Annotated in this window: 24 protein-coding genes; 16 read left to right on the top strand and 8 right to left on the bottom strand. The window is 37.1% G+C overall.

What is annotated here, in order from left to right; translation table 11 throughout:
- Positions 1–105: 105 nt before the first annotated feature.
- Entirely contained in the window at positions 106–957 is an 852-nt protein-coding gene (locus EHQ31_RS15435) for a class I SAM-dependent methyltransferase (RefSeq protein WP_135571721.1), read from the top strand.
- On the opposite strand, the gene EHQ31_RS15440 is transcribed toward EHQ31_RS15435, so the two are convergent.
- The gene (locus EHQ31_RS15440) at positions 931–1734 is read right to left on the bottom strand and encodes an HAD family hydrolase (protein WP_135573982.1); all 804 of its coding nucleotides are present in this window, start codon (positions 1732–1734) and stop codon (positions 931–933) included. The two genes, EHQ31_RS15435 and EHQ31_RS15440, sit on opposite strands and share 27 nt — an antisense overlap.
- Before the next feature lie 93 nt (positions 1735–1827).
- Here EHQ31_RS15440 and EHQ31_RS15445 point away from each other — a divergent pair, with 93 nt between their 5' ends.
- Positions 1828–2043 (top strand): hypothetical protein, encoded by a 216-nt coding sequence (locus EHQ31_RS15445; protein WP_135571723.1) that lies wholly within the window; start codon positions 1828–1830, stop codon positions 2041–2043.
- Here EHQ31_RS15445 and EHQ31_RS15450 read toward each other — a convergent pair.
- Together EHQ31_RS15450 and fliD are read right to left on the bottom strand one after the other, a co-directional pair.
- On the bottom strand, positions 2040–3002 hold the full coding sequence (locus tag EHQ31_RS15450; RefSeq protein WP_135571725.1) for a hypothetical protein: 963 nt from the start codon (positions 3000–3002) through the stop codon (positions 2040–2042). The genes EHQ31_RS15445 and EHQ31_RS15450 overlap by 4 nt on opposite strands.
- Positions 2999–4921 carry a flagellar filament capping protein FliD gene (gene fliD / locus EHQ31_RS15455; RefSeq protein ID WP_135571727.1) on the bottom strand — a complete coding sequence of 641 codons (1923 nt, stop codon included), beginning with the start codon at positions 4919–4921 and terminating at the stop codon, positions 2999–3001. Before fliD ends, EHQ31_RS15450 begins: the two co-directional genes overlap by 4 nt.
- 25 nt (positions 4922–4946) lie before the next feature.
- On the opposite strand from fliD, the gene ppk1 reads away from it, so the two are divergent.
- From ppk1 to EHQ31_RS15495, 8 genes are all read left to right on the top strand, one after another.
- Entirely contained in the window at positions 4947–7091 is a 2145-nt protein-coding gene (ppk1, locus tag EHQ31_RS15460; protein WP_135571729.1) for a polyphosphate kinase 1, read from the top strand.
- A gap of 10 nt (positions 7092–7101) precedes the next feature.
- Positions 7102–8514 (top strand): FAD-binding oxidoreductase, encoded by a 1413-nt coding sequence (locus tag EHQ31_RS15465; RefSeq protein ID WP_135571731.1) that lies wholly within the window; start codon positions 7102–7104, stop codon positions 8512–8514.
- 120 nt (positions 8515–8634) lie between these two features.
- The gene (locus EHQ31_RS15470; RefSeq protein WP_135571733.1) at positions 8635–8964 is read left to right on the top strand and encodes a hypothetical protein; all 330 of its coding nucleotides are present in this window, start codon (positions 8635–8637) and stop codon (positions 8962–8964) included.
- A 263-nt stretch (positions 8965–9227) separates the two neighbouring features.
- Complete coding sequence (locus tag EHQ31_RS15475) at positions 9228–9605, top strand: hypothetical protein (protein WP_135571735.1); 378 nt, start codon at positions 9228–9230, stop codon at positions 9603–9605.
- Between the two features lie 100 nt (positions 9606–9705).
- Positions 9706–11124, top strand: a complete 1419-nt coding sequence (locus tag EHQ31_RS15480; RefSeq protein WP_135571737.1) for a TolC family protein — start codon at positions 9706–9708, stop codon at positions 11122–11124.
- Position 11125: 1 nt separating this feature from the next.
- On the top strand, positions 11126–12133 hold the full coding sequence (locus tag EHQ31_RS15485; RefSeq protein WP_135571739.1) for an efflux RND transporter periplasmic adaptor subunit: 1008 nt from the start codon (positions 11126–11128) through the stop codon (positions 12131–12133).
- Position 12134: 1 nt separating this feature from the next.
- Positions 12135–12884, top strand: a complete 750-nt coding sequence (locus tag EHQ31_RS15490) for a hypothetical protein (protein WP_135571741.1) — start codon at positions 12135–12137, stop codon at positions 12882–12884.
- Positions 12877–16185: an efflux RND transporter permease subunit gene (locus EHQ31_RS15495; protein ID WP_135571743.1), complete on the top strand. Its 3309-nt coding sequence runs from the start codon at positions 12877–12879 to the stop codon at positions 16183–16185. The genes EHQ31_RS15490 and EHQ31_RS15495 overlap by 8 nt, the downstream gene beginning before the upstream one ends.
- 85 nt (positions 16186–16270) lie before the next feature.
- Here the strand turns inward: EHQ31_RS15495 and EHQ31_RS15500 are convergent, their stop codons facing one another.
- The 3 genes from EHQ31_RS15500 to EHQ31_RS15510 are packed head-to-tail and all read right to left on the bottom strand — an operon-like array spanning position 16271 to position 18823.
- Positions 16271–17482 (bottom strand): porin, encoded by a 1212-nt coding sequence (locus EHQ31_RS15500; protein WP_135571745.1) that lies wholly within the window; start codon positions 17480–17482, stop codon positions 16271–16273.
- A 40-nt stretch (positions 17483–17522) separates the two neighbouring features.
- A complete protein-coding gene (locus EHQ31_RS15505; RefSeq protein WP_135571747.1) occupies positions 17523–17924 on the bottom strand; it encodes a hypothetical protein in 402 nt (133 codons plus the stop codon).
- Positions 17925–17959: 35 nt separating this feature from the next.
- Entirely contained in the window at positions 17960–18823 is an 864-nt protein-coding gene (locus EHQ31_RS15510; RefSeq protein WP_135571749.1) for a DUF455 family protein, read from the bottom strand.
- A gap of 75 nt (positions 18824–18898) precedes the next feature.
- Here EHQ31_RS15510 and EHQ31_RS15515 point away from each other — a divergent pair, with 75 nt between their 5' ends.
- Both EHQ31_RS15515 and thiD read left to right on the top strand, forming a co-directional pair.
- Positions 18899–19237: an MGMT family protein gene (locus tag EHQ31_RS15515; RefSeq protein ID WP_135571751.1), complete on the top strand. Its 339-nt coding sequence runs from the start codon at positions 18899–18901 to the stop codon at positions 19235–19237.
- A 1-nt stretch (position 19238) separates the two neighbouring features.
- Complete coding sequence (thiD, locus tag EHQ31_RS15520) at positions 19239–20039, top strand: bifunctional hydroxymethylpyrimidine kinase/phosphomethylpyrimidine kinase (protein WP_135571753.1); 801 nt, start codon at positions 19239–19241, stop codon at positions 20037–20039.
- Positions 20040–20045: 6 nt separating this feature from the next.
- Here the strand turns inward: thiD and EHQ31_RS15525 are convergent, their stop codons facing one another.
- A complete protein-coding gene (locus EHQ31_RS15525) occupies positions 20046–22163 on the bottom strand; it encodes a sigma-54-dependent Fis family transcriptional regulator (RefSeq protein WP_409996902.1) in 2118 nt (705 codons plus the stop codon).
- A 279-nt stretch (positions 22164–22442) separates the two neighbouring features.
- Between EHQ31_RS15525 and EHQ31_RS15530 the strand changes: the two genes are divergently transcribed.
- Genes EHQ31_RS15530 through yihA form a run of 4 tightly spaced genes read left to right on the top strand, consistent with a single transcriptional unit; the run spans position 22443 to position 26273 of the window.
- Positions 22443–24338, top strand: a complete 1896-nt coding sequence (locus EHQ31_RS15530) for a GAF domain-containing SpoIIE family protein phosphatase (protein ID WP_244247426.1) — start codon at positions 22443–22445, stop codon at positions 24336–24338.
- Positions 24335–24658 (top strand): tRNA lysidine(34) synthetase, encoded by a 324-nt coding sequence (locus tag EHQ31_RS19025; RefSeq protein WP_135571757.1) that lies wholly within the window; start codon positions 24335–24337, stop codon positions 24656–24658. Before EHQ31_RS15530 ends, EHQ31_RS19025 begins: the two co-directional genes overlap by 4 nt.
- On the top strand, positions 24634–25635 hold the full coding sequence (locus tag EHQ31_RS15540) for a tRNA lysidine(34) synthetase (RefSeq protein WP_276401131.1): 1002 nt from the start codon (positions 24634–24636) through the stop codon (positions 25633–25635). Before EHQ31_RS19025 ends, EHQ31_RS15540 begins: the two co-directional genes overlap by 25 nt.
- Positions 25636–25640: 5 nt before the next feature.
- A complete protein-coding gene (gene yihA / locus EHQ31_RS15545) occupies positions 25641–26273 on the top strand; it encodes a ribosome biogenesis GTP-binding protein YihA/YsxC (RefSeq protein ID WP_135571761.1) in 633 nt (210 codons plus the stop codon).
- Here the strand turns inward: yihA and EHQ31_RS15550 are convergent.
- A complete protein-coding gene (locus tag EHQ31_RS15550) occupies positions 26252–26965 on the bottom strand; it encodes a hypothetical protein (RefSeq protein WP_135571763.1) in 714 nt (237 codons plus the stop codon). The genes yihA and EHQ31_RS15550 overlap by 22 nt on opposite strands.
- Positions 26966–26984 lie beyond the last annotated feature (19 nt).

A 26984-nucleotide genomic window follows, 5' to 3' on the forward strand; every position in this document is an offset into this window, starting at 1 on the left:
CTCTTATCTCACCCCCATGTTTTTTTCACCATGAATGTTGGCAAGTCAGATCAAGGTTTTTTAGTTTGACCCTTGTTCTCAGTAGTTAGACTGACTCTATAGACCATGAAATCTTGTATCCTTTGCCAATCTTCCGAGTCCAAAACCGTATTTAATGAAAATGGAACCCCAATTTTAGAATGTAAAAATTGTGGTCATGTGTATTCTTCTTATGAACAAGAAGAACATTACGAAGGTTATTGGGACGGAGCAGAACAAACCTATGATTTAAAATGGTGGGATGATGCACACCGAGCTGTTTATTCCGATTTTATTTCTACTTACTTAAAACAAGAGAACGGTAACCTACTCGATGTAGGTTGCGGGCTTGGATTTTTTGTGAAGGCAGTGCTCACCAAAAAACCAGGTTGGTCTGCTGTTGGGTATGAGATTTCCAAACAAGCTGTGAAATTTGCCAACGAACAAAATGGAATGAAAACGGTTTATGCAGGTCTTGTCCAGGATTCCAAACTACCGAATGAAAGTTTTGATATCATTACTTTGTGGGACGTGATCGAACACATTCCTAAACCTCATTCTTTACTGACTTACCTACACGGACTTCTGAAACCAGGTGGGATTCTTTTTTTACAAACGCCGAATTTTCCGATCCAACTAGCCAAAGCAAATCTAAAGGTAAAACTAAAAGGGATGCAGGAAGGTGTTCACTACTTAGAAGCCAAAGACCACGTAAACAATTACAAAATGCACACCTTAGCAGAACTTGGAAAACAATGCGGATTTATCGAACCAAAATACAAAGTGCTCATGCCTATCCTTTCTGTATCAGGAAGCAAAAGTAAACTTGCCGTTTATTTAAAGTTAGCTTATTATTATTTTACGAAACTAATCTTTGCTTTCAGTTTTAAAACCATCAACTGGAACAATACTTTATTTTTGACTCTGAAAAAGCCATAACCGAGCAAAGTCTAAAGCAGTCACCGTATTTGATGCAGTCCAAATGGGGATCTTTGATGTTGATGGGTATTTTATAAGATCAGCATCCTCTCCCCACATTTTTGGAATATGAATGCTTGCGATCCCGTGGCGGTTGGCACCTTGAACATCATCCTCCCAGTTATCACCTAGCATAATACAATCCTCTGGATTTTGTTTAGAAGATTCCAAAACATAGGAAAAAAATTCTGTAGATGGTTTTTCAAAACCCACTTCTTCCGAAGTGATGAGTGTAAACCGGAAAAACTCCGGTAAAAAAGAAGATACTTTTAATAGTTGAGTTCTTAAAGTTTCATTGGTAGTTAAAAAAACTGGAAACTGATTGGATATTTCCACGAGTTTAGGAAATAATCTAGTTTGATAGATTTCCTTTTTAGATTCCGATTTTAAATAAGACAAAAAATGTAAATGGTATCTTTCCTCCATCCATAAAACATCTGATATATCTTTTGTTTGGAATCCGCTTTGGACCGATTGATGCTTTAAATCTGATTCTTGTTTGAAGTTGGTTTGGTTTTTAACTTCATCCATCATCAATTTAAAGCATAACAGACGCAAACGATTGGAACTATGACCAACAAGTCGATTTTTTACTTTTTTTCTAGCCGACTCATATAAAGAAAAAAAACCATCACCTAACCCTCGCTCCATCCAATCTTTTGCACATTCCCCAATGGCAAAATCGTATGCCGGTTTCGAAGGCAAAAGTGTATTGTCCAAGTCCAAAAACAAAGCCATATCCGAAAAGAAAACTACAGACAAACATTCTGTCAACGGTTTGGTTTTTAATATTTACTTGTATCTCTTTCCAACTTCCACTAGAATTTCTCCATGATTTCTTTATCTTCCATTTTGGCGGTTCTGTTTCTGATCTTAGGACTCATTTTATCTCTCTATGGAGTTTGGACTTGGTCCGATCCTATGTATGAAAAATCTCTAGGTTGGAACTTAAATTTGGTTTGGGGAGGAGTGGTATTTTTTGTAGGAGTTTTATTTGGAATTGGGAACCGGATTTTTGCCCGATTCCCAAAAGAACCAAACCTTTAAATGGAAATTCTTTCTAATACAAGAGACAAAAAAGGAATGAATTCACTGAGCAATTCAGGTAGTTCGTATTCCAAAATATCACCTGCATAAACTATATCATTTTTCTCCATGGCTGATGCAATGTTGGAAAGTGTTTCATTTAAATTTGTGATTACTTCCGAAAGTTTTTTATCCTCAATTGCAAGAGATTGCCAATCTAATTCCGAATGACGAGTTTGTACTGAAACAAGTGCTGACATAAGTCCCGTTAACCGACCGACAGCATCATTCAAAATCTCAGAAGCCAAATGATCTTTTCCAGATTGGAAGTTTTCATTTACCAACATAAAGTCTTTGATGACCTTTTCTTTGTCTTCGACAAAACGAGAAATAATTTCCACTAGCTCACTTTCGTCCATACGCATCACAGCAAGACGAGTGCTTAGATCCATAAGGAAAAGTTTTACGTCCCTAAGGTCTTCTAAAAAAGTTTCGATAGTTTTTGTGGAATCTAAAACTTCTGATCCGTTTAGTAAAGACTCTAAAATTTCTTCTACGTTTTTACCTTTCCCCATTGGTTGGATCTGGTTTAAATTTAAGTTCAAAAGTTTTGTGGTCGTACGAATCATAGAAATGATCCAAGGAATTCCTTCCTTTAAATCCTCTGTTTCTTTTTCCGTCAAAGAATCACGGCCCACAAGAGTACTACCTACTTTATCAACGTAGTTATCTACTTCCCAAAGACTGTCTTCAATCACATCCAATTCTTCACCTACAAACAAATCTAGGCGTTCTGTTTCATCCACACCCACAGCATTTAGATCGGAACGATTCAGTTCTTTCCCATTGACGGTAAAATGGCGTAGATACTTTCCATTGGATTCAATCCACTTTTGAATTTCATCCAACACTTGGCCAAGGTTTGTTTCGCCATCTAGTTTAGTATCTAATTGTTGTTCGTTGATATAAATATTCATCATTCCCCACCGTTCCCTCTAAACATATTATTCTGTAAATAGTTCCCAACTGATTTGTTTTTCCCCACACCTTGTTCCATGTAGAGGAATCTTTGTTTCAGTTTGGCCTCAAAACTTATGAGATGTGACTCATGTTCTTTGATTTTTTTATTATTTCCGGCAACACTTTCTTCCAGAAGTTTCACTTTGCTTGTGACAATTCCTGAAGCGTATTGGTTATAAGGTTTTAGAATTTCGAGCAATCGAATTCCCACTCCCTCTTCCATCTTTGCATCGTTATTTGGATCAGAGGCAAATAAATCACGAACTCCATCCGGATTTTCAGAAAGGACAGCAATGAGTTTTTCCTGGTCAATTTGCAAAAGACCATCTTGGATTTTTTCCCAGTTGGATCCAACGGCACCAGTAGAAATTCCTATGTCTGTTAAAACTCTAAATCCATTTTCTTTTGTTGCAGGATAATACGAGTTAGCCGTTGTTTTCAAAGAGGCAATCAGTCTTAAAATTGCGTTTTCGCCAGCAAGAATCCCTGATTTGGATTTGTTATCCCAAAAATCTTTTGAGATATCCGCTGATTTGGAATCATCACTTTCTTTTTTATCAGAAATTTTTCCATTTTTTTCAACAGAAGTAACTTCCTTCGAAAACTTCATGAGTTCGTTGTAAGCATCCACCCATTCTTTGATGAGGGCAGAACCTTTGGCATGGTCCACGTGAATTTTTAGAGTCACCGGTTTTTCTGTAACTTTGTGAACATTAAAAGAAATCCCTTCCAAAACATCAGCGATGGAATCGTTGGTTTCACGAGTGATTTCCACACCATCAATTTTAATTTTAAGATCTTTTCCTTCTTGTAATACTTTTACAGGCTCAGCTGTACCTGGAGCCGGGGGAGTTACAAGAGTCACTGATTTAACTAGAACAGGAGTAGTTGCTGCATTTGATAATATAATATTAGTTAAATTTTTATCCGAAGCATAATCACCAGCAAGAAAAATATATTTGGATTCTGTTTTGGTGATAGGAAGGAATTTGTTACGAACACTTCCCTCCTTTTCAAATCCAATTCCCATCTCCAAAACAGCTGGAGCTTCTCCTACAACTTCTACTTCTATAAAAGCTCTTTCTTTGACTTCTGTTACTGCAACAGGTATCGAAAAGGCAGTGTCTGGTTTGATACTGATTCCTTCTTCAGTTTGGACCAATTTTTCTGTTTCTAATTCTGATTTTTTAAATTTGGTTTGGTCCCAGACTTTGGATTTGATTAAATCTAAAGATAATATTTGGTTTGTGTTTTCTAAACTCGCTTTGTTTTCACCAACAAGACCTGCTAATTTTAAAATTCCATTGGGATCAGAAAACTGGAGTTCATTTTTTTTTCCGGTTTTTACCGAAGTGGCAGTAAGAATCGAGGAATCTTTATCAATTTTAATGACAGAAGTCTCAACAAGTCCTCCGGCCATATTTTTAATCACATTTGTAAGTTCACTGAGTGACCCACCAGGAAAGGTAACCGTTTCTTTGGATTTTCCAGAATAAATAGTAAAACTACCTTCGGGCAAACGAATGTCGGTATCAATAGCAACACCAGATAACTGATGTTTGCTTGCCATTTCGATGATTTCTAAGGCTCTATCGCCAGATTTTGCGGCCCGAGAAGCCTCACCAGTGATGACACCTTCTTCCGATGAAGAAACCGATTTGGTTGCAAAGGGGGCCGTAAAGGAGACAAGAGCTCGGGTTTTGGTTTGTAGGTTTGCCGAAAGATTTTTCACTTCCCCCCAGATTTGCATCTGAGCCTTGGCATACTCGTTTTCGGTTTCCCATCGTTTGATGGGTCTACGTTCGAGTTCGACCAGTTTTTTAACGATATCGTTTGTATTTTGCCCAGTCATCAGACCTGGCATGGTGTATGCTGGCATATCGTCCCCAATTCCTCTGAATCTAATGTCGTCGAATTCTACAAAAGGATTAGGAATTTACAGAATTTTTTCCTTCCCAAATCCTAGAATTATGACTGCTAGCCCTACAGAAAAAATAGAACTGGGGAACCAAAATATCTTCTTCGACCGTGAACTTTCTTGGGTCGACTTCAACCACCGAGTCCTAGAAGAGTCTTTTGACAAAGAAAACCCTCTTCTCGAACGCCTTAAATTTCTATGTATTACAGAATCCAATTTGGATGAGTTTTTTATGGTTCGTGTGGCGGGCCTTCTCAACTTAAAAAATGCAGGAATCGAAGAACGAAGCCTAAACGGTAAAAGAACTTCTGAAACCGTCGCTGAACTTTATTCCAAAGTAGGACAATTTGTCAAAAAACAATACGAGTCCTTAGATGAAATCCTGATTGAACTAAAAACAAACAAAATCGTAGTTGTGCAGGACCCAAGTGATCTTGCAGGTGATGACATTCAATTTGTAAAAAACTATTACAAAAGAGAAGTATCATCTATTCTCACTCCTCTCGCCATCGATCCTTCCCATCCTTTTCCTCATATCCTCAATAGGACATTGAATTTAGGGATCACTTTGTATTCCGATGATGATAAAAACAAAGCAAAAGAACTTTTTGCCATTGTTCAAGTACCAAGTGTACTTCCACGTTTTTTACAATTACCTCCAAATAAAGAATCTGATGTAAGAAGGTATTTCCCACTAGAAGAGATCATAAAACTTCATTTAGGTGACCTTTTCTACGGCATGAATGTAAAACAAATTCATACCTTTAAAATTGTTCGGGATGCTGATATTTCCATCAACGAAGAACAAAACATTGGTGATCTTCTGACAACAATGAAAAACGAACTAAAAAACAGGATGTGGGGAGATGCCGTTCGTTTGGATGTTCATTCAGGAGCAGGCCATATCAAAGAATTGTTACGTGGGCTTTTAGAATTGGAAGAATACCAGGTTATGGAAATCCCCACCTTACTTAGCTTAAATGACATGATGTTTTTTCAAAGTTTAGAAAAAACAAGTCACTTAAAATATTCATACCCAGTCCCCAAATCTGGATTTGCAGCAAAAAAAAGCGAATCCATCTTTTCTGAAATTCGTAAAAACGATCACTTGCTCCACCACCCTTACGAAAGTTTTAAATCAATCGAAGACATGTTAAAAATTGCAAGCCAAGACCCGAAGGTTCTTGCAATCAAAATGACCTTGTATAGAACTTCTGGAGATTCCCCCATCATTCAATTTTTAGGAGAAGCAGCTGAAAACGGAAAACAGGTAACCGTTCTTGTGGAACTTAAAGCCAGGTTTGATGAAGAAAGAAACATTCGTTGGGCCAAAAAATTAGAAGATAGCGGTGTTCATGTGGTTTATGGTGTGGTTGGACTTAAAATCCACTGTAAGATGTTACTGATTGTACGCAGGGAAGAAGACAAACTCAATCGGTATGTCCACTTAGGAACTGGAAACTATAACTCGACTACTGCGAGATTTTATACAGATTTAAGTTTATTCACAGCAAATCCAGAAATTACAGAGGATGTTGCGATACTTTTTAATACCATTACCAGTTCAGGCAAAATGCCTAGACTTTCCAAAATCTATGCAGCTCCTACTTTTCTCAAAGAGGAATTCCTTCACCTCATCCAAAGAGAAACAGACAATGCAAAGAACGGGAAACAAGCTCGTGTGATTTTTAAAATGAACTCTCTTGTGGATCCCGATGTAATTTTAAAACTCTACGAAGCCTCACAAGCTGGAGTTAAAATAGATTTAATCATTCGTGGGATCTGCTGTTTAAGGCCCGGAATTCCAGGTGTTTCTGACCGAATCAACGTACGTTCCATTGTGGGAAGGTACTTAGAACATTCGCGAATTTATAGTTTCGAAAATGGTGGAAAACCGGATGTTTATTTGGCATCTGCCGATTGTATGCCAAGAAACTTCCTTCGCCGAATCGAAGTTATGTTTCCAATCTTACAAGATAAACACAAAAAAAGAATCGCAAAAATTCTAGAACTTCTACTGCGCGATAACACACAAGCTAGAGTTTTAGAATCCGATGGTACATACACACGTTTGACACCTGGCGATGATGATCCAGCGGTTAACTCTCAAATTGATATGGTTGATATCTAAAGGATAAAAAATGGATTTTACGAAAACAAAAACTGATTTGAGCCAACTCATTGGCGATAAAAAAGTAATTCAAAAAAATGATGGAACAATGGACGAAGCTTTATTCAATTCCTACGGAACAGATAGAACCAAAGTTTATCCACCCAACTACCAAGTTCTCGTTTTTCCTGAAACTACTGAAGATGTAGCAGCCATAGTGACTTATGCATACAATAACAATATTGCCGTCGTTCCATCTGGTGGACGAACCGGTTATGCTGGCGGTGCTGTTGCCAAAAATGGCGAAATTGTCATCTCTTTATCCAAAATGAACCAAGTAGTTGATTTCGATCCTTTCCTTGGCACCTTACACGTACAAGCTGGTATGATTACAAAAAATCTACACAAAGAAGCGGAAGAACGTGGATTTTATTTTCCTGTCGATTTTGCAGCCACTGGATCCAGTCACATTGGTGGAAATATTGCTACCAATGCCGGAGGAGTGCGTGTCGTACACTACGGTTTGATTCGAGATTGGATTCTTGGTCTTACTGTTGTCACTGGAAAAGGCGAAGTTTACCGATTTAACGGAGAGATTTTAAAGAACAATACAGGATATGACCTCAAACACTTGTTTATTGGTTCGGAAGGGACACTAGGAATCATCACTGAGGCGGTAGTCAAACTCACCAAACCACCTAAAGACATTCGAGTGATTTTTCTTGCAGTTCCAGAATACAAAAACATTTTAGAAATCTTTCGGGAAACACATAACTTCGATTTACCACTTCTTGCTTTTGAGTTTTTAACTGACTATTGTTTGGACAAAGTGAAAGAACATTTAGGTGTTCCTGATCCTTTTCAAGCACCTAGCAAGTATTATGTGCTAATGGAGTTCGAAGTAAGTGGCGAATCAGACGAAGAAAAACTATATTCCATTTTAGAATCCATTACTGAAAAAGAATTAATTACCGATGGTTCAATTGCTCAGAACTCACGCCAGAACGAAACTTTTTGGAAATATAGGGAAGGAATTTCAGAATCTTTGTCCCTAGCTTATACGGTTCATAAAAATGATATCTCGCTGCCTCTTCGTAATATGGAAGCATTCCTGGATGAGATGACGGCTCTACTCACAAACAAATACCAAGGTTTTCATATTGCCCTTTTTGGACATATAGGGGATGGGAATCTCCACCTAAACATTGTTAAACCAAAAGATCTTTCTGATGCTGATTTTTTTGCCCAATGCAAACAAGTGGATCCAGAAATGTTCACTCTTATCCAAAAATTCAAAGGTTCCATTTCTGCCGAACACGGAATTGGGTTACTAAAAAAGGATTATTTGAATTTTTCTAGGTCCGAGTCGGAAATTGAGACCATGCGGGCCATCAAATTGGCATTTGACCCAAAAGGGATCTTAAACCCGGGAAAAGTGCTGTAATTGCGAACAAAGGCAGGTCTTCCAGAAAATTCTGGTCGATCTGCTTATTTTGTAGGCAGACTCCAAAAAAAAGCTAGATTTTAATCAGACTCGGTCTATACTGTAACTATGTTCAGGAACGTGATTAAAATATTTGGGATCTCCCTACTCACAGTCTCCCTGGGCAGCGCTTTTCTTTCAGAAGAGAATGTTCTCGTTCGCACTCGTGGAGCCAAATCCAGCCGGGTGAGTGGAAAAAGCCAACTTTCTGGCTCTCTTTCCATAGCGGTTCAAAAATCCTCTTCAGAAGAAACTTCAGGTACAAAAGATTTAGAAGATGTACTCACATGGAGTGGGAAAGCTCAGTCTACATTGACTGTCTCTCTGCTAACACATAACAAAAACCTCCATACTTCTTTTATTTCAGGGCTATTAGCTTCTCGTTACCTGAATCTACCTCCACCCGTTTAACTCCTCTCTACCGCTTAACCTGTGTCCCGTGAGGGACACAGGATGTTTTTATATATTCAACGTTTCCTAAAATTTGTTTCTCATTTGCCAAAGATTCTTGTGACTGTTCCAGGGAATTCCTGACTCTGGACAGTCTTTTTTTTGAAATCTCCTCCGTCCAATTTCCTGTATCCTGTTCAATTTGTTCAATGTTTAGGATTTGTCTGAAACATTAGAAATATTTTAGAATTGAGTACCAAGATTAAAAAGAATGTGTGGATAATATGACGGCAAACTGGTCGGCAAAACTGATAGCTTTACTTTTAACGGTGACCGTAGGTTTCCCGTTAGACGGCACGTCAGACACAGTTTCCGAATATCTGGAAGCCAATCTTCATCAGATTAAAAAGTCTTACTCCGCTTCTCTTGAAACACCTGAAGATACCGCAATTGATAATCAAAAGATTTCTTCCATTGATGATTCAGCTACGCTTAGTCGTTCCAGAGCGGACTTTTTAGATTTTTTTAACGAAAGCAAATCCGATTTATTTTCTGAATCGCTTTTGGTTAGTTATGTTGATTTGATTTCAGAGGGAACTTATGTTCCCAGTTTACTTTCCTCACTTCTCTTAAATATTCCTCCTCCTACTTCTTTCGTTTAATCCACTTCGGCATTTGCTGAGGAAAGGTATGTCCCTCGTTCGTTACAATAGAGCCATACCCATGTGTTCATTTTCTTAATTTTTTAATGTTTGGTAATTTATGAGTTTTTCTAAAAGAATCGGTATCTACCTCTTTCTTGTGTTTTCTACCTCCTACTTATGGGGGGAGGCTAGAATCGCACAGGCAAGTGAAGCGCTTAAAAGGCAACTTTCAGATGAAAATCCTAGGTCCTCCCTAGGATCTAGCCTCTATCCTGATGACCAAAAAATAATTCGGGATATTGATTTAGAATCTGCAGAAACTTTGCTTTGGAAAAACAATCTTTTGCTCATTGCATCTCGCTTTCAAATCGATGTAAAAAAAGCAGGGATTTTACAAGCAGGACTTTATGCAAATCCAAACATTGCAATTGACCAAAGTATTTTTGCCGAACCTACACAAAGATATTTTGATACAACAAGATCCGGACAGTCAGTAATTCAAATACAACAAGTGTTTTTGCTCGGTGGTAAAATTGACAAACGGGTAAAAGTAGCAGAACTCAATGCAAAGATATCCGAACAAGATTTTTATGATTTAGCACGTGCAGTCATTACGAAACTAAGAAGAACATTTTACACAATATACTTTTACAAAAAAGCAGTTGTTTTTTACGACCAAAGTATTGCTTCCATAGAAAAAACGGTAGATTCTTCAGAGCTCGCATATAAAAGAAGAGCCCTCCTCCAAGCAGAACATTTACGTTTGAAAGCACTTTTGTTTTTCTTAAAAAAAGAAAGAGAAGATCTCGCGATTAAAGTTTATGAAAAAGAAGCGGATTTAAAAGTTCTTTTGAACGATGATTTGTATCGTGATGTTAGAGTAGAATTTAATCCGAACGTCAATGAATCAAATTTAGATGCCATTGTTCCCAACCAAGTTCGATTAGAAGATTTAGTTGAAATTGCCCGTGAGAATCGCCCCGATTTAAAAAAGGCATTACAAACTTTACGATTTGAAGAGGCCAATTTGGAACTTCAATATGCGAATGCCATTCCCGATTTATCATTTGGTCCTGTTTACAACCGTGGTGGTACTGCTTTCCAAAACTATTGGGGAGTTACCGCACAGTTAAGTGTTCCACTTTTTGACAGAAACCAAGGAAATATCCAAGCCGCCGAAAAAGCAATTCTTGTCCGCAAACAAGAGTTAAAGAACAACATCCTTGAAGTTGAAAACGAAGTTGCAGTGGCTTACCAATCTGCGAGGATCAAAGACGCACTTTACAAACGTTTTAGTAACGCATATATCAAAGATTACGGAAGTTTATCTTTAGATATGATTATGAGTTATGAAAAAAAATACATAACCATTTTAGAATTCGCCGATTTCTTTGAAACCTATCGTTCCAGTATTGTTGAGATGTTAAAACTTCAAACCGATCGAATGGAAGCTATTGAAAATGTAAACTATGCTGTGGGTAAAGGAATCTTTATCCCAAAAACTGAAAACCAAACCAATCCTAAATCTGAGGAATAAAATGTTAATCACTATAAAATCTTTGAACCAAAAGGCTAAAATCCTCCTAATTTCAGGGGTGGCTCTTGTAGTCATAGCTGTCCTTTTTATGATTTTTTCCAAACCAGCGAAACCTGCTCACAAACATCCAGAGAAAGCGGAAGTTTTTGATGATGGCCGCAGAATTGTTTTTAAACCAGGAAGCCCAGGTCTCGAAATTGTAAAATCAACTGCCATCGGTGGCGGTGGTGAATTTGTTAGTTTAGAAGCTCCTGCAAGGCTCATTGCATCGACTTCTCCTTCCGTGAGTAATGGAGCTCGCATCATTCTTTTTGAATCAGCAGAACTGAATGATCTTTATGTAGGTTATGTACATGCAAAAAACAAACTTCATAGATCCAATAAGAACTTAAGCCGGATCAAAGATATGTTTGTTCATCGTGTTGCAACAGAAAAAGATTTGGTCGAATCCGAAACAGATGCTGGTAACGATGCAGCAGAACTTGCTGAATTTGAAGGTAAACTTCGTGCACAAGGTTTAAACCCAAGTGAATTAGGAACAGCAGGAAGTTTAAAAGCATGGATCATTACCGATGTTCCTGAATCTCAGATTTCCACATTACGCAAAGGAAAAAAGGTAAAGGTTGTGTTTGCTTCCTTTCCCGATGAAGAGTTTATCGGAACAGCGGAAGCAATTGGTGATAACGTAGATCCTCTTACAAGAACTGCAAAAATGAGGATCATTGTTGTGAATGATAAATACAGATTAAAACCAGGTATGTTTGGAGTTGTAAAATTTCCAGAACAAACCGGAGGGGATAGTGTAGTATTACCTTACACAGCAATTGTTACTGTAGAAGGAAAAAACTATGTTTTTGTTGAAGAACAACCACTAACATTCAAAAGACGAGAGGTGGTATTAGGAATTTCAACAAAAGAAAGAGTTAACATTATCGAAGGTCTTTCTCCCGGTGAAAAAGTAGCCATTCAAGGATCAATTCTTTTGAAAGGATTAAGTTTTGGATTTTAATATGAAAAAACTTGTCCTTTTATACATTACCATTTTTTTATTTGGCGCTTCTTTGTTTTCGCAATCGACTCCTTATCCTAAAGACAAAGAAGGAAATGAAATTAAACCTGAGTGGACACCAACAAAGTCGGATCAGTCTGCATTTGGCGAAGATGAAAAACTAAAAGCCGATAGTTTGGATGCAAAAAGACTTCCAAAATCTACCAATTATTGGGTTTACGGTGCGTCTATTGGATCACCTGCAAGTTTAAATTTCAACTTAGGATACTACTTCAAAGATGTCGTATTACGAGGGTCAGGTGGCGCCTGGGGACCCCATTGGTATGGTGGTCAAGTAGATTTAGGTTATACTTTCTGGAAAACACCTGTGATAGCACATAGTATCTCCATAGTTGGTGGATATTTTGAAGTAAACCCATTTGCTCCTGAAGTTGGGCGCGGTGGCCAGTCTTCTTACCCGACAGGTGTTAATGTACCCGGGTATAATAGAAGAGATCCTTCACAAGAAGACCTGCTGATCCGATCTTACGTAAATTCCATTGATAGTAACATAGGAACTTTTTTAGAATATGAAAGCCGAGAAAGACAAAGAGTTCACCTTTCACAAAGATATATCGGTCTGACTTACGACTTCCTACTTGGAAACTTCTTTTTGCAAGTAGGTGGCGGAATTGGACAAGGCGACTACAAAAACCCACAGTTATTACTACAAATGGGTTACCTCTTCAATACGAGGGAATATCATGATTAAAGATTTTATAGAAACAGCATTAAAAAATCGCATTACTACACTCATCGCAGCAGCAGTTGCTGTTTTGTTTGGACTTTGGGCGTGGATTGATATACGAAAAGAAGCTTATTCGGATATTGCAGATACACAAGTTCGACTCATAGCAAAATTTCCTGGAAAAGCCGCAGTGGAAGTTGAAGAACGTGTCACTCTTCCCATTGAACGGGTATTAAATGCAATTCCCAAAGTTGCTGTAAGGCGATCAAGAACCATCAATGGATTAGTTGTATTTCAATTTGTCTTTGAAGATGGGACCGATGATTATTTTGCACGTATGCGACTTATGGAACGTGTGGCCGATGCAGACATCCCAGAAGATGTGCACCCTGCCCTTGGACCAATGAGTTCACCTGTTGGTGAAATCTATCGATATGTTGTAGAATCATCAGAAAATCACACACCAATGGAACTTCGAACCATCCAAGACTGGATTGTAATGCCAAAAATGTTACAGATACCAGGAATTGCCGATGTAGTTACATTTGGTGGTCTTCCCAAACAATACCATGTTGTAACTTCGCCCGATAAGTTAATTCGATATAAATTAACCATTGGCGATGTTATCAAAGCAATTCAAGAGAACAACTTAAACACAGGTGGTAACTTACTCCTTCAAGGGGAACAAGGTTTTCCCATTCGTTCCCTTGGTGCCATCCGAGATCCAAAACACATCGAAAACATTGTTGTCAAAACTGTAAATGGAGTACCTGTCTTTATTCGTGATTTAGGTTCCGTTGAAATTTCACATCCTATTCCCAGTGGTGTCTTAGGTTATACTGTTCAGAATGATGAAGAAGGTCTTATTGATGTCGATTCGTCTGTTCAAGGTTTGGTGGCAATGCGTCGTTGGGGAGATCCTAACGAAATGGGAGAAAGAATTCGCGAAAAAGTAAAAGAAATTAACGAAAATTATCTCCCAAAAGGTGTTCAGCTTAGAAATACTTACGACAGAACTGACTTAGTAAACTATACTCTTCGCACAATTGGCAAAACATTAGTCGAAGGTGTAGTCGTTGTTAGTTTAGTATTGATATTTTTTATTGGAAGTGTAAGGGCTTCTCTCGTTGTCGTTGCCACCATTCCATTTGCTATGTTATTTGCATTTCTCTTAATGAATATGACCGGCATTCCAGCCAGTTTACTATCATTAGGTGCAATTGACTTTGGAATTATTGTAGATGGAGCTGTGATCATGGTGGAAAACATCATGAGGAGATATAGAGATGCAACTCCAGAAGAGAAATCACATGGAATTTTAGCATTTACACGAGATGCTGCTTCGGAAGTGGGAACTGAAATCCTATTTTCAATTTTAATCATCATTTTAGCTTATCTTCCAATTTTTTCTTTTGAAAGAATTGAAGGTCGTTTGTTTAAACCAATGGCATTTACGATCTCCTTTGCCATATTAGGTGCGTTAGTTTTTTCGATGGCAGTGATTCCTGTACTCATGTCCATCATTTACAAAACCTATTTTGAATCAAAAAATCCAGGACCCATTGAATGGCATAACCCGGTTTACGATTGGATAGAAGTTCGTTACAAACGTATCATTGAGTTTATTGTAAATAGATCCAAAAAAGCAGTGAAGTATACCTTTAGTGTTGTGACAATATTCCTTGCTATCGGGATGTTTTCTCTCGGAACAGAATTTCTACCCGAAATGGATGAAGGTGGATTTAACATTCGTATCTTTTTTCCAGTAGGTATCTCCTTACCGGAAGCAAGAAAGTTTATGCCTAAAATCAGGCAAACAGTTTATAAGAATGAACAAGTAAGTGTGGTCATATCTCAGTTAGGAAGAAACGATGATGGAACAGACCCTCTTCCACCTAACCGATTAGAAGTTCTAATTGGTTTAAAAGATTACAGCAAATGGAACGAAAAAATCACCAAACAAGAGTTACTTCTTAGGATGAGAAATGATTTGGAAGCCACACTTCCAGGTGCAAGGGTAAGTTTCTCGCAACCAATTATGGACAACCTTTCAGAAGCGATTATGGGAACCATTGCCGATCTCGCTGTTTTCGTTTCAGGAAATGATTTAAAAATCATGCGTGGAATTGGAAATGAAGTTCTGAAAGAAATCAAGGAAATGAAAGGAGCGAGTGAATATGGGATTGAGCAAGAAGCAGAAAGTCCACAGCTAACCATTAATATCAATCGTGAAGCGGCCGCACGATTTGGGATTAACGTCATTGATATCCAACAAATGATAGAAGCTGCGATTGGAATGCAACGAGTGAGTACTTTGTATGAAGGGCCTTCTGATATTCCTCCGAAAACACCCGCTCGATTTGGGATCGTAGTTCGATTTTCCAAGGACTACCGCGCCTCTAAACAAGCGATTGAAAATATGCCAATCATTTCGCCAAAAGGAGAAAGGATTCCTTTATCACAATTGGCTGATATCGAAGTGATTGATGGACCAACCATGATTTTTCGACAAGAGGGACGTCGGGTGGTAACGGTTCGAACTAATATTCGTGGTCGTGACCAGGGAGGTTTTGTTTCTGAACTTCAAAAACGAGTAAAGAAAAAAATCAAACTTCCAGATGGATACGAAATCAGGTTTGGAGGACAATACGAAAACTTATCGCGTGTTGGTAAAAAGTTATCACTAGTGATACCAATCACAATTCTCATTATTTTCGGTGTTCTTTATATGTTATATAGGAACCTCAAATATGTTTATGTTGCCTTAGCATGTATTCCACTATCCTTATTAGGTGGAATATACGCCCTTTTGATGAGAGGTTATTACTTCAACGTATCTGGAGGTGTGGGATTTATCTCACTTTTCGGAATTGCAACAATGGCCGGAGTATTGTTTGTATCAAGAACTAACCATCTCCTCATTGAAGAACCGGATATAACAACCAAAGCCGCGGTAAAAAAAGCTGCTGTGATCCAGTTAAGACCAATGCTTATGACCATGTTACTGGCATTACTTGGACTTATACCAGCGACATTAGGAACAGGGGTTGGATCCGATGTCCAAAGACCACTGGCAACCGTGATTGTGGGAGGATTATTCTCTGCCATGTGCCTTGTGTTAACCATCCTGCCTTCCTTATATTTAGTGGTTGTAGGCGAAAGGAAACCAAATGCAAAAGAACTGGAAGAGATGAGTCACAAAAAACATATCCCTTTTCTCGACTTTGTAAGTGAACTCAGTGAAGAACCTTTGGAAGAAGATGAAGAGGATGACGACACCTCAAAGAAAAAGAGAAAGCCGGCTAAAAAAAAGAAAAGGACCTAAAGTGCTTTCTTAACTATAAGAAAATAATCTAATTTCTCCTATTTATACTCCAAACCACATAAGTGGTTTGGAGTTTTTCTTTTCACTAATAGCGAACAGAAGCAGCAAGAATAAAAAGACGCTCGACACGCGTATGTTTATTTTTATCAGTTTCAAAAACTGCATCCATTGATTCCTTCTGAGTAACCTCAAAACGGATTAATCCAGGATTCCAATGTAATAAATCAAAGGTGACGGTGTAACCATTCGTCATAAATCCATTTCGTGTATATGTAGTTGCCAAAACTTGTTTAGGATCATAATACCTTTCTATTCGGAAACTCAAACGGTATAAATCTTCATAACGAAAACTTGTCCAAAAAGTACCGTGATACCATTGGTTGTAAACATTCGATTCCCTATTAGTATAAATTCCTAATGTAGGATTGATTTCTTTCCACCAAGGTTCATATTGAAAGGACTCTTTTGCTTTTTGTGCCCCAATATCTCCTGATACTGCAAACGATAACCAATCCAAGGCCTTCCATTCTAAAATTGTATTATTATACATCCTAGTTTGTTTCCGTTCATTATCGGGAGCTTCGTTTCCTACAAACTGGTTAGCTGTAATAGTAAAATTAGGTGTTAAAAAAAACTTAAACTGGGATCCTAAAGATTTATCTTTATTCTGATCTGTAATATTTTGCCAACCATTCATCACATGAAACTGAAATTGGAACTTATCAGTAAACTTTGTAGTAAGCCTGACACCGGAAGAATAATAAGGCACATAATCTAAGGAAAGTGCTCTCGTATAATTCCAATTATCCGAAGAAATCCAAGATTCATGTCCAATATGTCCAAAATAAATTCCACCATCAACCCAAGTATCCTTTGCTAACTTAAATCCAACATAGGCTTCTTGGATATGTTTTACAGAGTTTTGATTGGAACTAACATCACGATTTGATTCTGAGGCATAATTTGTATTTACTGATGTACCAAATTGTAGAGCGATTCGACCTCTTACCTTTTCCTCTTGCCATTTAGCATCAACAAACCCGAGGTTAATATTAAATTCATCGTTCCGAACTGCTTGTGTTGCATATTGTCGTTCTTTAGATAAAGGATGATTTGTATTATGAGAATAATAAGTATCAACAAAAGCACCAAACTTCAAACTAGCGGGAAGAGGATTTGATACAGGAACTGGTGGTTCCACAGTTTGTGGTTTCGTTTCTTCGGCATTCAATATAGAAAAACAAAAGGATAAGCCGATTAAAAAAAATGGAATTTTGAAATAATTGATTTTTATCATGCGAATCCGTTCCCACTAAAGCAAGAACGGAAATACCAATTTACTTTTTTAATAACTCTTTGATTTCCTTTGGAAATCCGAGTAAGTCTTCAGGGATAGGGATTAATTTCTTTCTATATTTAGCTTTGTATTCTTTTTTAAATTTTGTATGGCAAGACTTACAAGTTTCATCAGGTTTTCCGACTGCTAACTTAGCATCGATAATTTCTTTCCACTCTACCTTTTGTTCATCTGGTGCCATATCGGGAACTTTTTCTAAAATTTTATTGAGATAGTCTGCGTTTTCTTTTTTGTCATATAACTTTGTTGCAGGCTTTGTATAATCTTCCATAAAATCATGTAGATTCATTTCTGTAGAAGATTTGGCTTTTTTTTCTGCATTCAGTACAACTCCGAGTGCTGATAAAAATATTAATAAACTCAACAATATTCTTAATTTCATAATTACCTTCCTGGGGAATTCTATTGATTTGAGACTTAAGAATCAAGTCTGTTTTTACGAAGTATCCTCTCTCCCAGTCCAAATTTTTTAACCGATTCCAAGTTCACTCGTCCCGTATATTCATCCTCGTAGTTCCCCAATGATTGAATAAACTCTTTGTTCATACCTGCCAATGATCTTGTTTCAGGGAGATAAAGATAACCTTTTGCTCGCCTCGGAGTAAATGGGAAATGGATGAGTGATAAATAATGTTCCCAGTGATTTCCATTTTCTGGGATAGATCTTTCAAAGGCCCGAAGCCCTCTTTTTACATGTTTAACTTCATCTTCAAAAATAGTGAGCATTATATCTGAAGTTAGTTGGTCACCAAAATAGGAAAAAACTTGAGCATATATTTGTGCGTAATCTAAATTTGCTCCTTCAAACGAAATAGACATAACAGCTGAAAAAGATTCTAAAGTTTTAAATTGTCCTAATTGTTTCCAGAATATATAATTTAAAGGAATATCACCAAAATCGATACCGAAGTCTCTCATTCGATTCAAATATAACTTTAAATGCGTTTGTTCCTCTTCAATGGTTTTTAAAAATCCATTCCGAACTGATCTTGGTGCTTCAGGGAATGCCAAAAGTGCCCAGGCAAATAACTCAATTGCCATAAGCTCATGATTTGCAAAATGATGAAGGCTAAGTCCCCGATTGGATTCTAAGTTCAGATGTTCTAAACGTGGAATTTTTACTTTTTTGTCAGAAAATTGAAATTTTGACGAACGACCAGGAGCTTCAATACGTAACGGAGTCAATTCAGTTTCTTCATCCCAGTGACGACTTGGAGGTAATAGTTTATCTTCTAAACTTTCTGCAAGTAACAAATGTTTTGCGTATTCGGAAACTTTCATTTTATAGCGGTTTTTATAACTTTAAAAAAGGAATTTACAAAAGAATTAAGTCATTAAGATATAAATCCAATTTCAATGGACAAGGCTAAAACTAAAAGTACGAATTTTTACGATTCTGTCTATGCAGTTGTTAAAAAAATTCCCAAAGGAAAGGTAACTACCTACGGGCATATCGCCCTACTTCTGGGAAGTCCGAGAGCGGCAAGAGCGGTGGGATATGCATTGAATGCACTGAAAAAAGAAATGGAACAGAAAATTCCCTGGCAGAGGGTCATCAATTCCCAAGGTCGTATCTCCTTTCGTGGGGACACGTTCCGAGCTTCTTTGCAGAAAAAAATTCTACAATCCGAAGGTGTTGTCTTTGATTTAAACGATGATCGCATCAATTTTGACAAGTACGGATGGTTTCCATAACATGAAGAAAGATTTTCCCATTACCTTAACAATTGCAGGATCAGATTCTGGCGGTGGTGCTGGTGTTCAGGCAGATCTCAAAACATTTTCTTCATTAGCCACTTTTGGAACCACCGTGTTTACCTGTTTAACCGCACAAAATCCTGATGGAGTCAGTGGCATTTCTGAAATTTCGCCAGACTTTGTTTCTGCTCAATTAAAAGCAGTTGCTGGGTATTTTCCAGTCAAAACAGCTAAAACAGGAATGTTATACTCAGCAAATATCATACAAACTGTTGCCGAGTTTTTTTATGAAAACCCAGATATACAACTTGTGGTTGATCCAGTGATGGTTGCCACCAGTGGAGCAAAACTCCTAAAAGATGATGCGATCCAATCATTAACCAAAGATCTTTTACCACTTGCAAAATTAATCACACCTAATCTTGACGAAGCATCATTACTATTAGGTGAAAAGATTAACCAATATGACCAACTTGTACCAATGGCTGAAAAATTATTTCAGATGTATGAAATACCCATTCTATTAAAAGGGGGACATTTACCAAATGCAACGGAAGCTACCGACGTCTTATTTGACGGTAAATCATCATACATATTTTCAAAACCTTTTTTAAAGGGAAAAAATACTCATGGGACAGGTTGTACTTATTCTGCGGCCATAACATCTTTTCTTGCACATGGGAAAAGCCTTCCAGAAGCAGTTGGTTCGGCAAAAGAATATCTGCACCTAACTTTAGAAGATGAAATCAAAACTGGCCCAATTTATCATCTGAACCATTTTCCAGAACCGATAAACTAAAGTTATTTAGTATTCAATATTCAATTCTTTGATTTTTTTATCCAAAGTATTGCGATTGATCCCTAAAAATTTTGCAACTCGCGTTTTGGTATAACGAAACTTTTTCATTGCATATTGAATAAGTCTTGATTCTACTTCGCTCACAACGATTTCCATCGCACGACCGTCTAAACCATCTAACTGTCCAGGAGTAAGACGTCCTGATCCTAAATCTAATGGTTCTGAACCAGATGTAGTTTCTACATGATTCAGTTGTGTTACTTCAGTTGTATGTTCTGGTAAATCTTCCAAACTTGCCAATATGTCAGAAAAATCTTCCTCATTTAAAATTTCGTCTTGGGCAAGAACCACTGCACGTTCGATCACATTTTCCAACTCACGAACGTTACCTGGCCATCGATACTTCAACAAAAGTTTAGAAGCTTCTCTAGAAATTCCCTTAACAACTTTGTTATTATCTTTAGTATACTTTTCCAAAAAGTGGTTCATAAGAAGCGGAATGTCTTCCACTCGATCGCGTAACGGTGGTGTGTTGATTTTTACTACATTTAATCTGTAAAAAAGATCTGCTCGGAATTTTTTTTCTGCGACAAGTTGTTCTAACTCAGCATTCGTTGCCGCGATGATCCTAACATCTACTTTTTTTGCTTTTATAGAACCAATGGCTTCGATTTCCCTTTCCTGTAGAACTCGAAGTAATTTTGACTGTAAGTTTAAATCCATTTCACCAATTTCATCCAGAAAAATGGTTCCCGTATCTGCTAATTCAAACTTCCCTTTTTTATCAGTAACAGCGCCGGTAAAGGATCCTTTTTTATGTCCAAAAAGTTCACTTTCCAGTAAATTTTCAGGAATCGCAGCACAGTTGATTTTTATAAATGGATTTTCAGAACGTGAGCTATTATAATGAATTGCATTTGCGATCATCTCTTTACCAGTACCAGATTCTCCTGTAATTAAAACAGAAGCTCTCGAATCTGCAACCAGTTGGATTTTCTCAAACATTTTTTCCATACTCGCAGCTTTTCCAATGAGTGAACCAAACTTATATTTATTTTTTAATTCTCTTTTCAGTTGGATATTTTCACGAGATATTTCTTTTTTAGCCTCTTCAACTAAATTTTGAATTTTAATCGATTGTGAAATGATTGATGCAACTACTTGCAGAAAGTCTAAAAAAGATTTTAAGTCTGTATGTTTATTTTGAACTATAAAAGCATTCACTACACCCAACATAGTCTGTTCACTAAGAATTGGCGCACAGAGCAAACTTACGTTATGTGGATCATGTTTAAAATGAGATAGGTAGCCTACGCGGTTTAAAAAATCTGGATGACTCGCCACTGATTCAATTATGATAGGCTCACCTGATTCATATACTTTTCCTGTAATTCCTTCGCCAGGTTGGTAAGTTCCTTTATCAATTTCTTCAGGTGAAAGACCTGAAGCTGCTACGATCCTAAGTAATCCTTCATCTTTATTAAATAATACAATACTTCCTTTCTCTAAACGCAGAGATTTTTCCATTGTTACCATTATAGAATCGAAAACTTCATTTTGATCTAAGGTAGAGCTAACCACTTTGGAAATTTCTATAAGAGTTGCTTGGATTTTAGTTCTTTGTTCTAAACTACGTATAGTTTGTAAGTTTTTAAAAATTTGGCCTGCTTGGTTTGCAAGGACACTGACAATTTCTAACATCTCCGCGGTAAATGCATTCAATCGATTTGAGTCTAGGGAAATGACTCCAATGATATCATCTTCGACAATCATAGGTGCAACTAACTCTGATTTAATTTCCTCTTTTACCTGAATGTAATCAGGATCTTTTGAAACATCATTAACGAGTTTGGCTCTGCCCGTGGAAGCTGCCATTCCGGTAATCCCTTGTCCGATCTTTAGTTTTGTCTCTCTAAGCAACTGCTGGTTCATCCCTCGGGAGGTAACTGCATCCAAAACTCCGTGTTTTTCATCGATCAGCATTAGGGAACCCGATTCTACCCCGCAAATCTGGATGCATCGATCCAAAATGAGTTCTAGTAACCCGTCCGGATCTTGGGTGGAATTCATGGCAGTCGCCACTTCGTGGATGGATTGAATAGGATTAAATTTTTTCACGGTCATAGTTCTTGCTCTTTAGTATTACGCTCTGCCTTGTAAAAATGCAGAAAAGGAATGCCGATGACCAAAACAATATGCTTATTTAATAAACAAATAAACCGTTTTTTAATCAATTTTACCGACATCCTTCCTTTTTCTGCAGAAAAAACAACATTTGCTTATAGATTAAGCATGAATCGTACCAGGTTTCTCGGTTCTCAGGGAAATTCTTGTAGCATATGAAAAAAGAAATCAAATACCTTGGCTAGGATGAACTCCGAGCCCACCGACGACAGGATCTGTTTGCTCTGCGCCGAACCGCAACTCCCGAACGGGATCACAAGAAATGGACGTTTTTTCTGCCAAACCTGTGACCGGGAGTGGATTTTAGAGAAACGAAAAATTTCTCGGATTGGGAAAAACATCCTGAGTTCGCAAGAGAAAACAGAATTCCTCCTAGATAACCTTTCACTCTTCAATTCTGCGATGGGCCTTGAGGAATTGATGCAACGGTTTACCGACCTAATTTCGGTTCGTTTAAAGAGAGAAAAAATTGCAGTTTTTATCACAAACTTAGAGTTAGGTGAAATTAAATTAGCTTATTATTCCAGCCGACAAAAAACATTACAACGAGCAATCAAACGAATCACATTGGATTATGATTTAAGTTATGGTGTTTTGGTTGAAACGATGGCAAAAGGAGAACCTTGCTTTTATAAATTTTCTGATCAAAGCCATCCTTTTTACGATTTTTATTCAAAACTCACAGGAACAAAATCTCAACTAGTCATACCCATACTTTACGCCAATACTGCTGTCGGTATGGTGACAATTGATTATGAAGAAGAAGATTACTCTGACTATTTTGAAGACCAAGAAATTTTACAACTTGTGGTAGGTCAATTTGCAGTTTCTTTACGTAATTCGCTTATATATTCAAAATCAGAAAACCAATCTAAAAACTTTCGCAGCTTACATACTGCGGCCCTTACATTAAGCCAACTATACTTAAACAATCATGACGAAATGATTCGTATGATTTTATTAACTCTATCTGGAATTGTGGAATCTTCTTTAACATGTTTGGTTGAAAGAACTTTTGAATCTTCAAAAGCGAAAATATTCAGACTTTATCGCGACTTGGAAAACTATCAAATCCATACAGACACTAAATCCATCGAAGTAGAACTGATTGATTCTCTTTTAGAAATAAAAGAAACCATGACAATCGATCCATCATCAAATGCTAATTTAGTAGCAATGGGAATAGTAGGTAAAGAATCAATGTTGTTTCCACTTACTTTGGAAAATGGAACCAATTGTTTATTTATTCTCACTAAACAAGAAAACCGATTTCCTAATGATGAGATAGAAGCACTCAATGCCTTTGTTTCACTTGCTAGGATCACAATGGAAAATTCCAATTTATACCAAAACCTTTCAAACAAAGAAAGATTGGAAAAAGAAATTGAAATTGCAAAAGAAATCCAAAGTACTCTCTTACCAAGAAACTCTCCGGAAGCTGAAGGTTTTTCTTTTGGAGGGTTTATGGTACCTGCTCGTGGTATCGGTGGGGACTATTATGATTTTATTCTTTCACCTAACAGAAATGAATTATTTATCTGCATAGGAGATGTTAGCGGGAAAGGTGTTGCCGCAGGACTCGTTATGGCAACAGTCAGGACCATTTTACATTCCCTTGTTCGTGTCAAAGACTCACCTTGGGAAATTTTAAACGATATTAATAACTACCTGTATGCTAGTTACAAAGAAGCTATCACACCAAGGTTTATGAGTATGATTTTACTCAGGTGGAATTTAATCACAGGTGAAGTTCAATATTCTGGAGCCGGTCACGGCAATTTTTACCATTATCATTCTGATTCAAAATCTCTTTCTGTTATCGAAACAGAAGGAGTAATACTAGGAATCCAACCCGATATTTCAGCCTTTCGAAATGAGTCTAAGTTGCGGTTTGATTCGGGGGATACCATTCTTTTATACACCGACGGAGTTACAGAAGCACGAAACGCTGAAGGAATAGAATTTGGAGAAACTCAATTAAAAACCAATTTTTTTTCCTTTATTTCTTTTGAGCCAAAAAACATACTCGAGAAGATATATTCGGAACTAAAAGAATTTGTCAAAGAACAAGAACAACACGATGATATCACAATGGTAGCAGTAAGGAAGATATGATCCTAGAAATTCCGACTACAATCACAAAGATTTTCGAAACTGTCTTGGCAAGAATGGGGAACAATCTGCCACAACAATGGGCAGAAAATAAAACGGAATTTCTCATTGCCTACTCTGGAGGAAAAGATTCTTCTATTTTAGTTTTATTTTTCAAATATTTAAAAGATACTTACAATATCCAATCACCCACGTTGTTTTATTTATCTCACGGCATTCGTTCTATAGATACAGAAGAAAAAGAAATATTGCAGTTCCTCAAATCCACTGGCTTTCCTTACCATTTCGTAAAAAAAAAATTCCAAAACTTTCTCTTAAACTAAAGAAAGGATTTGAAGAAACTGGAAGACTGGTTCGTTACCACGAACTTAAAAAAATCACAAATAAAAAACCATCGGTTATCCTCACTGGCCACCATTGTAAAGATTACACAGAGTCTATCTTTCTACACCTAACAAGAGGTGGTGGGAAAAAAGCATTTTATACGCTTCCACCTTTTGATGGAGAAAGATTTTTACCTTTAGTTTTTTTGGAAGACAAAGAATTAACATTACTATATGATTTTGTGATAAATCAAATCAAAATATTTGAAGATGAATCCAACAAAGATCCAATTTACAAACGCAATCGGATCCGTATGGATTTATTGCCAGTATTAGAAAAAGAAAATTGGAACTTTCATAAAATTTATTGGAATTTCCATGATCGTTCGCAACTAGATCTACAATTTAATTTAAAAAAAGAACCCACTGTCAAACAAGGTCCTCATATTTTCCGTATCCCACACGAAACTTGGACAAGTCTGAATGTATCTTCAAAAAAAGAACTAATTGACTTCCATCTAAAATTACTTGGACATTATCCTCTATATAAATCCGGATTTGATAATTTCCATTTACAATCAGAAGGCGAAAGAGCATTTTTAGAAAACAAAAATTGTTTTTTATACAAATCAAAGTTTGGCGATCTTTTCATTATTGATAAAAAATCACCAGCTTTTAAAAAAGCAACCTCCTATCGGGATGGGGAAAATCTTTGTATAAATTGGAACCAAAATAGGTTTAAATTATCCGACCCCGAGGAAAAATATAGTCTTGGGTCTTGGCATCACGGTCAAAAAATCCAAATTCGTTCAGGAAATAAGGAAATTTCAGAGTGTATGCGGGAAAACGGTATTCCTTTTTTTCTCAGAACCTTTATTCCAATCCTTTATTTTGATGGAGAACCCATTCAAATTTTATTTTCTCTCTTTTCAAAAAGTGAAAAGAATTATCCCAAACGAATCTATTTGGAAAGATGAGCTAGATGCACAAGTATTCCAAAGAAATTCCTTTTCCAGAAACTAAATTCTTCACTTCGATTGCCAACTTAAATGAAAAAGAGGAATTAGATTCCGTTCCATCTGTGGCTTTTATGGGAAGATCCAATTCAGGAAAATCAAGTTTACTAAATGCTCTCTCAAACCACAGAGGACTTGCCAAAGTTTCAAGAACTCCAGGAAAGACAAAACTGATCAATATTTTCAGGACCAAAGAAGGTTTTAACCTAATCGATTTACCAGGATTTGGTTATTCAAAAGCATCTCATAAAGAACATAAAGATATGATGAATCTTTTGGAAGGTTTTTTAAATACATGGAAACACTTAAAGTTTTTATTTATACTTTGTGACTCACAAAGAGAATTTCCTGAAGAGGAACTTTCCACAATAGAAGTTGCAATGGAAAAAAAAATCAAACCCGTAGTGATTCGAACTAAAATTGACAAACTCAACCAAAGTGAACAACATCGCGTGCGAACAGATATGGAATCAGCAATGAATGAAATTGGAATTCCCTTTCGAGTTTTTTATCTTTCGGCAACAACCGGTCGTGGTATTGGAGAGTTGAGAGAGTTTATCGTTGAGAATATGATTGATCAAACAAAGGTATCTAAATAATTTCCAACATTAGATTCTGTTTGAAGGTTCATCATTCCAAATAAATTGGAAGTCATCATCTTACGGAAGTCTGTAAGTAAGGCAAAGGTTTCTTTTAATTGTTCTTTTACACGAAGAAGTCTCACTTCTTCTTCCAATCTCTTTTTTTCTGACTCAATTTCTTTCAATCGTTCCGCCGAATGAATATCAGATTCAGATTTTTTAGTTTTCTCTGATTCTAGACGCGTTTCGAGTTCTTTAATTTTAGTTTCTAATTCTTTTTCATGAGTTTTTTGCATTAACTCTTTTGGATTTAGTTTTGTTTTTTCTTTGGAATTATTTTTTTTCTCTTCATCCTCTTTCAATCGAAACAGATCTTTGATCGATTTTCCATCGGAATAAGGAGTTAGGGTTGGATCTTCTTCTGACTGTGACTTGGGCCGAGTGACCGCATGAGTTTCACCACTCACAGCTACCATCCGACCATCTCGAAGCTCATAATTGATTTTTACTTGAACGGACTGAACTTCTCGACCTTCCCGGAAGGCTTCATTTTTAAATTCAGAAGCATGTCCCAGTTCATGGGAAATTACATGTAAGGCAGAAAGTGATTCAGGCGCGCTTTCCAATTGTCCATGCCCGACATAGTTCACCCGGCGATCCTTCAAAAGATCTACATTCATACGATTGAATGGGGACTCGTCAATTCTCATGGAAACCTCACCACCTAAT

Origin of the sequence: Leptospira montravelensis, from assembly GCF_004770045.1 — a bacterium.
Classification (GTDB): domain Bacteria; phylum Spirochaetota; class Leptospiria; order Leptospirales; family Leptospiraceae; genus Leptospira_A; species Leptospira_A montravelensis.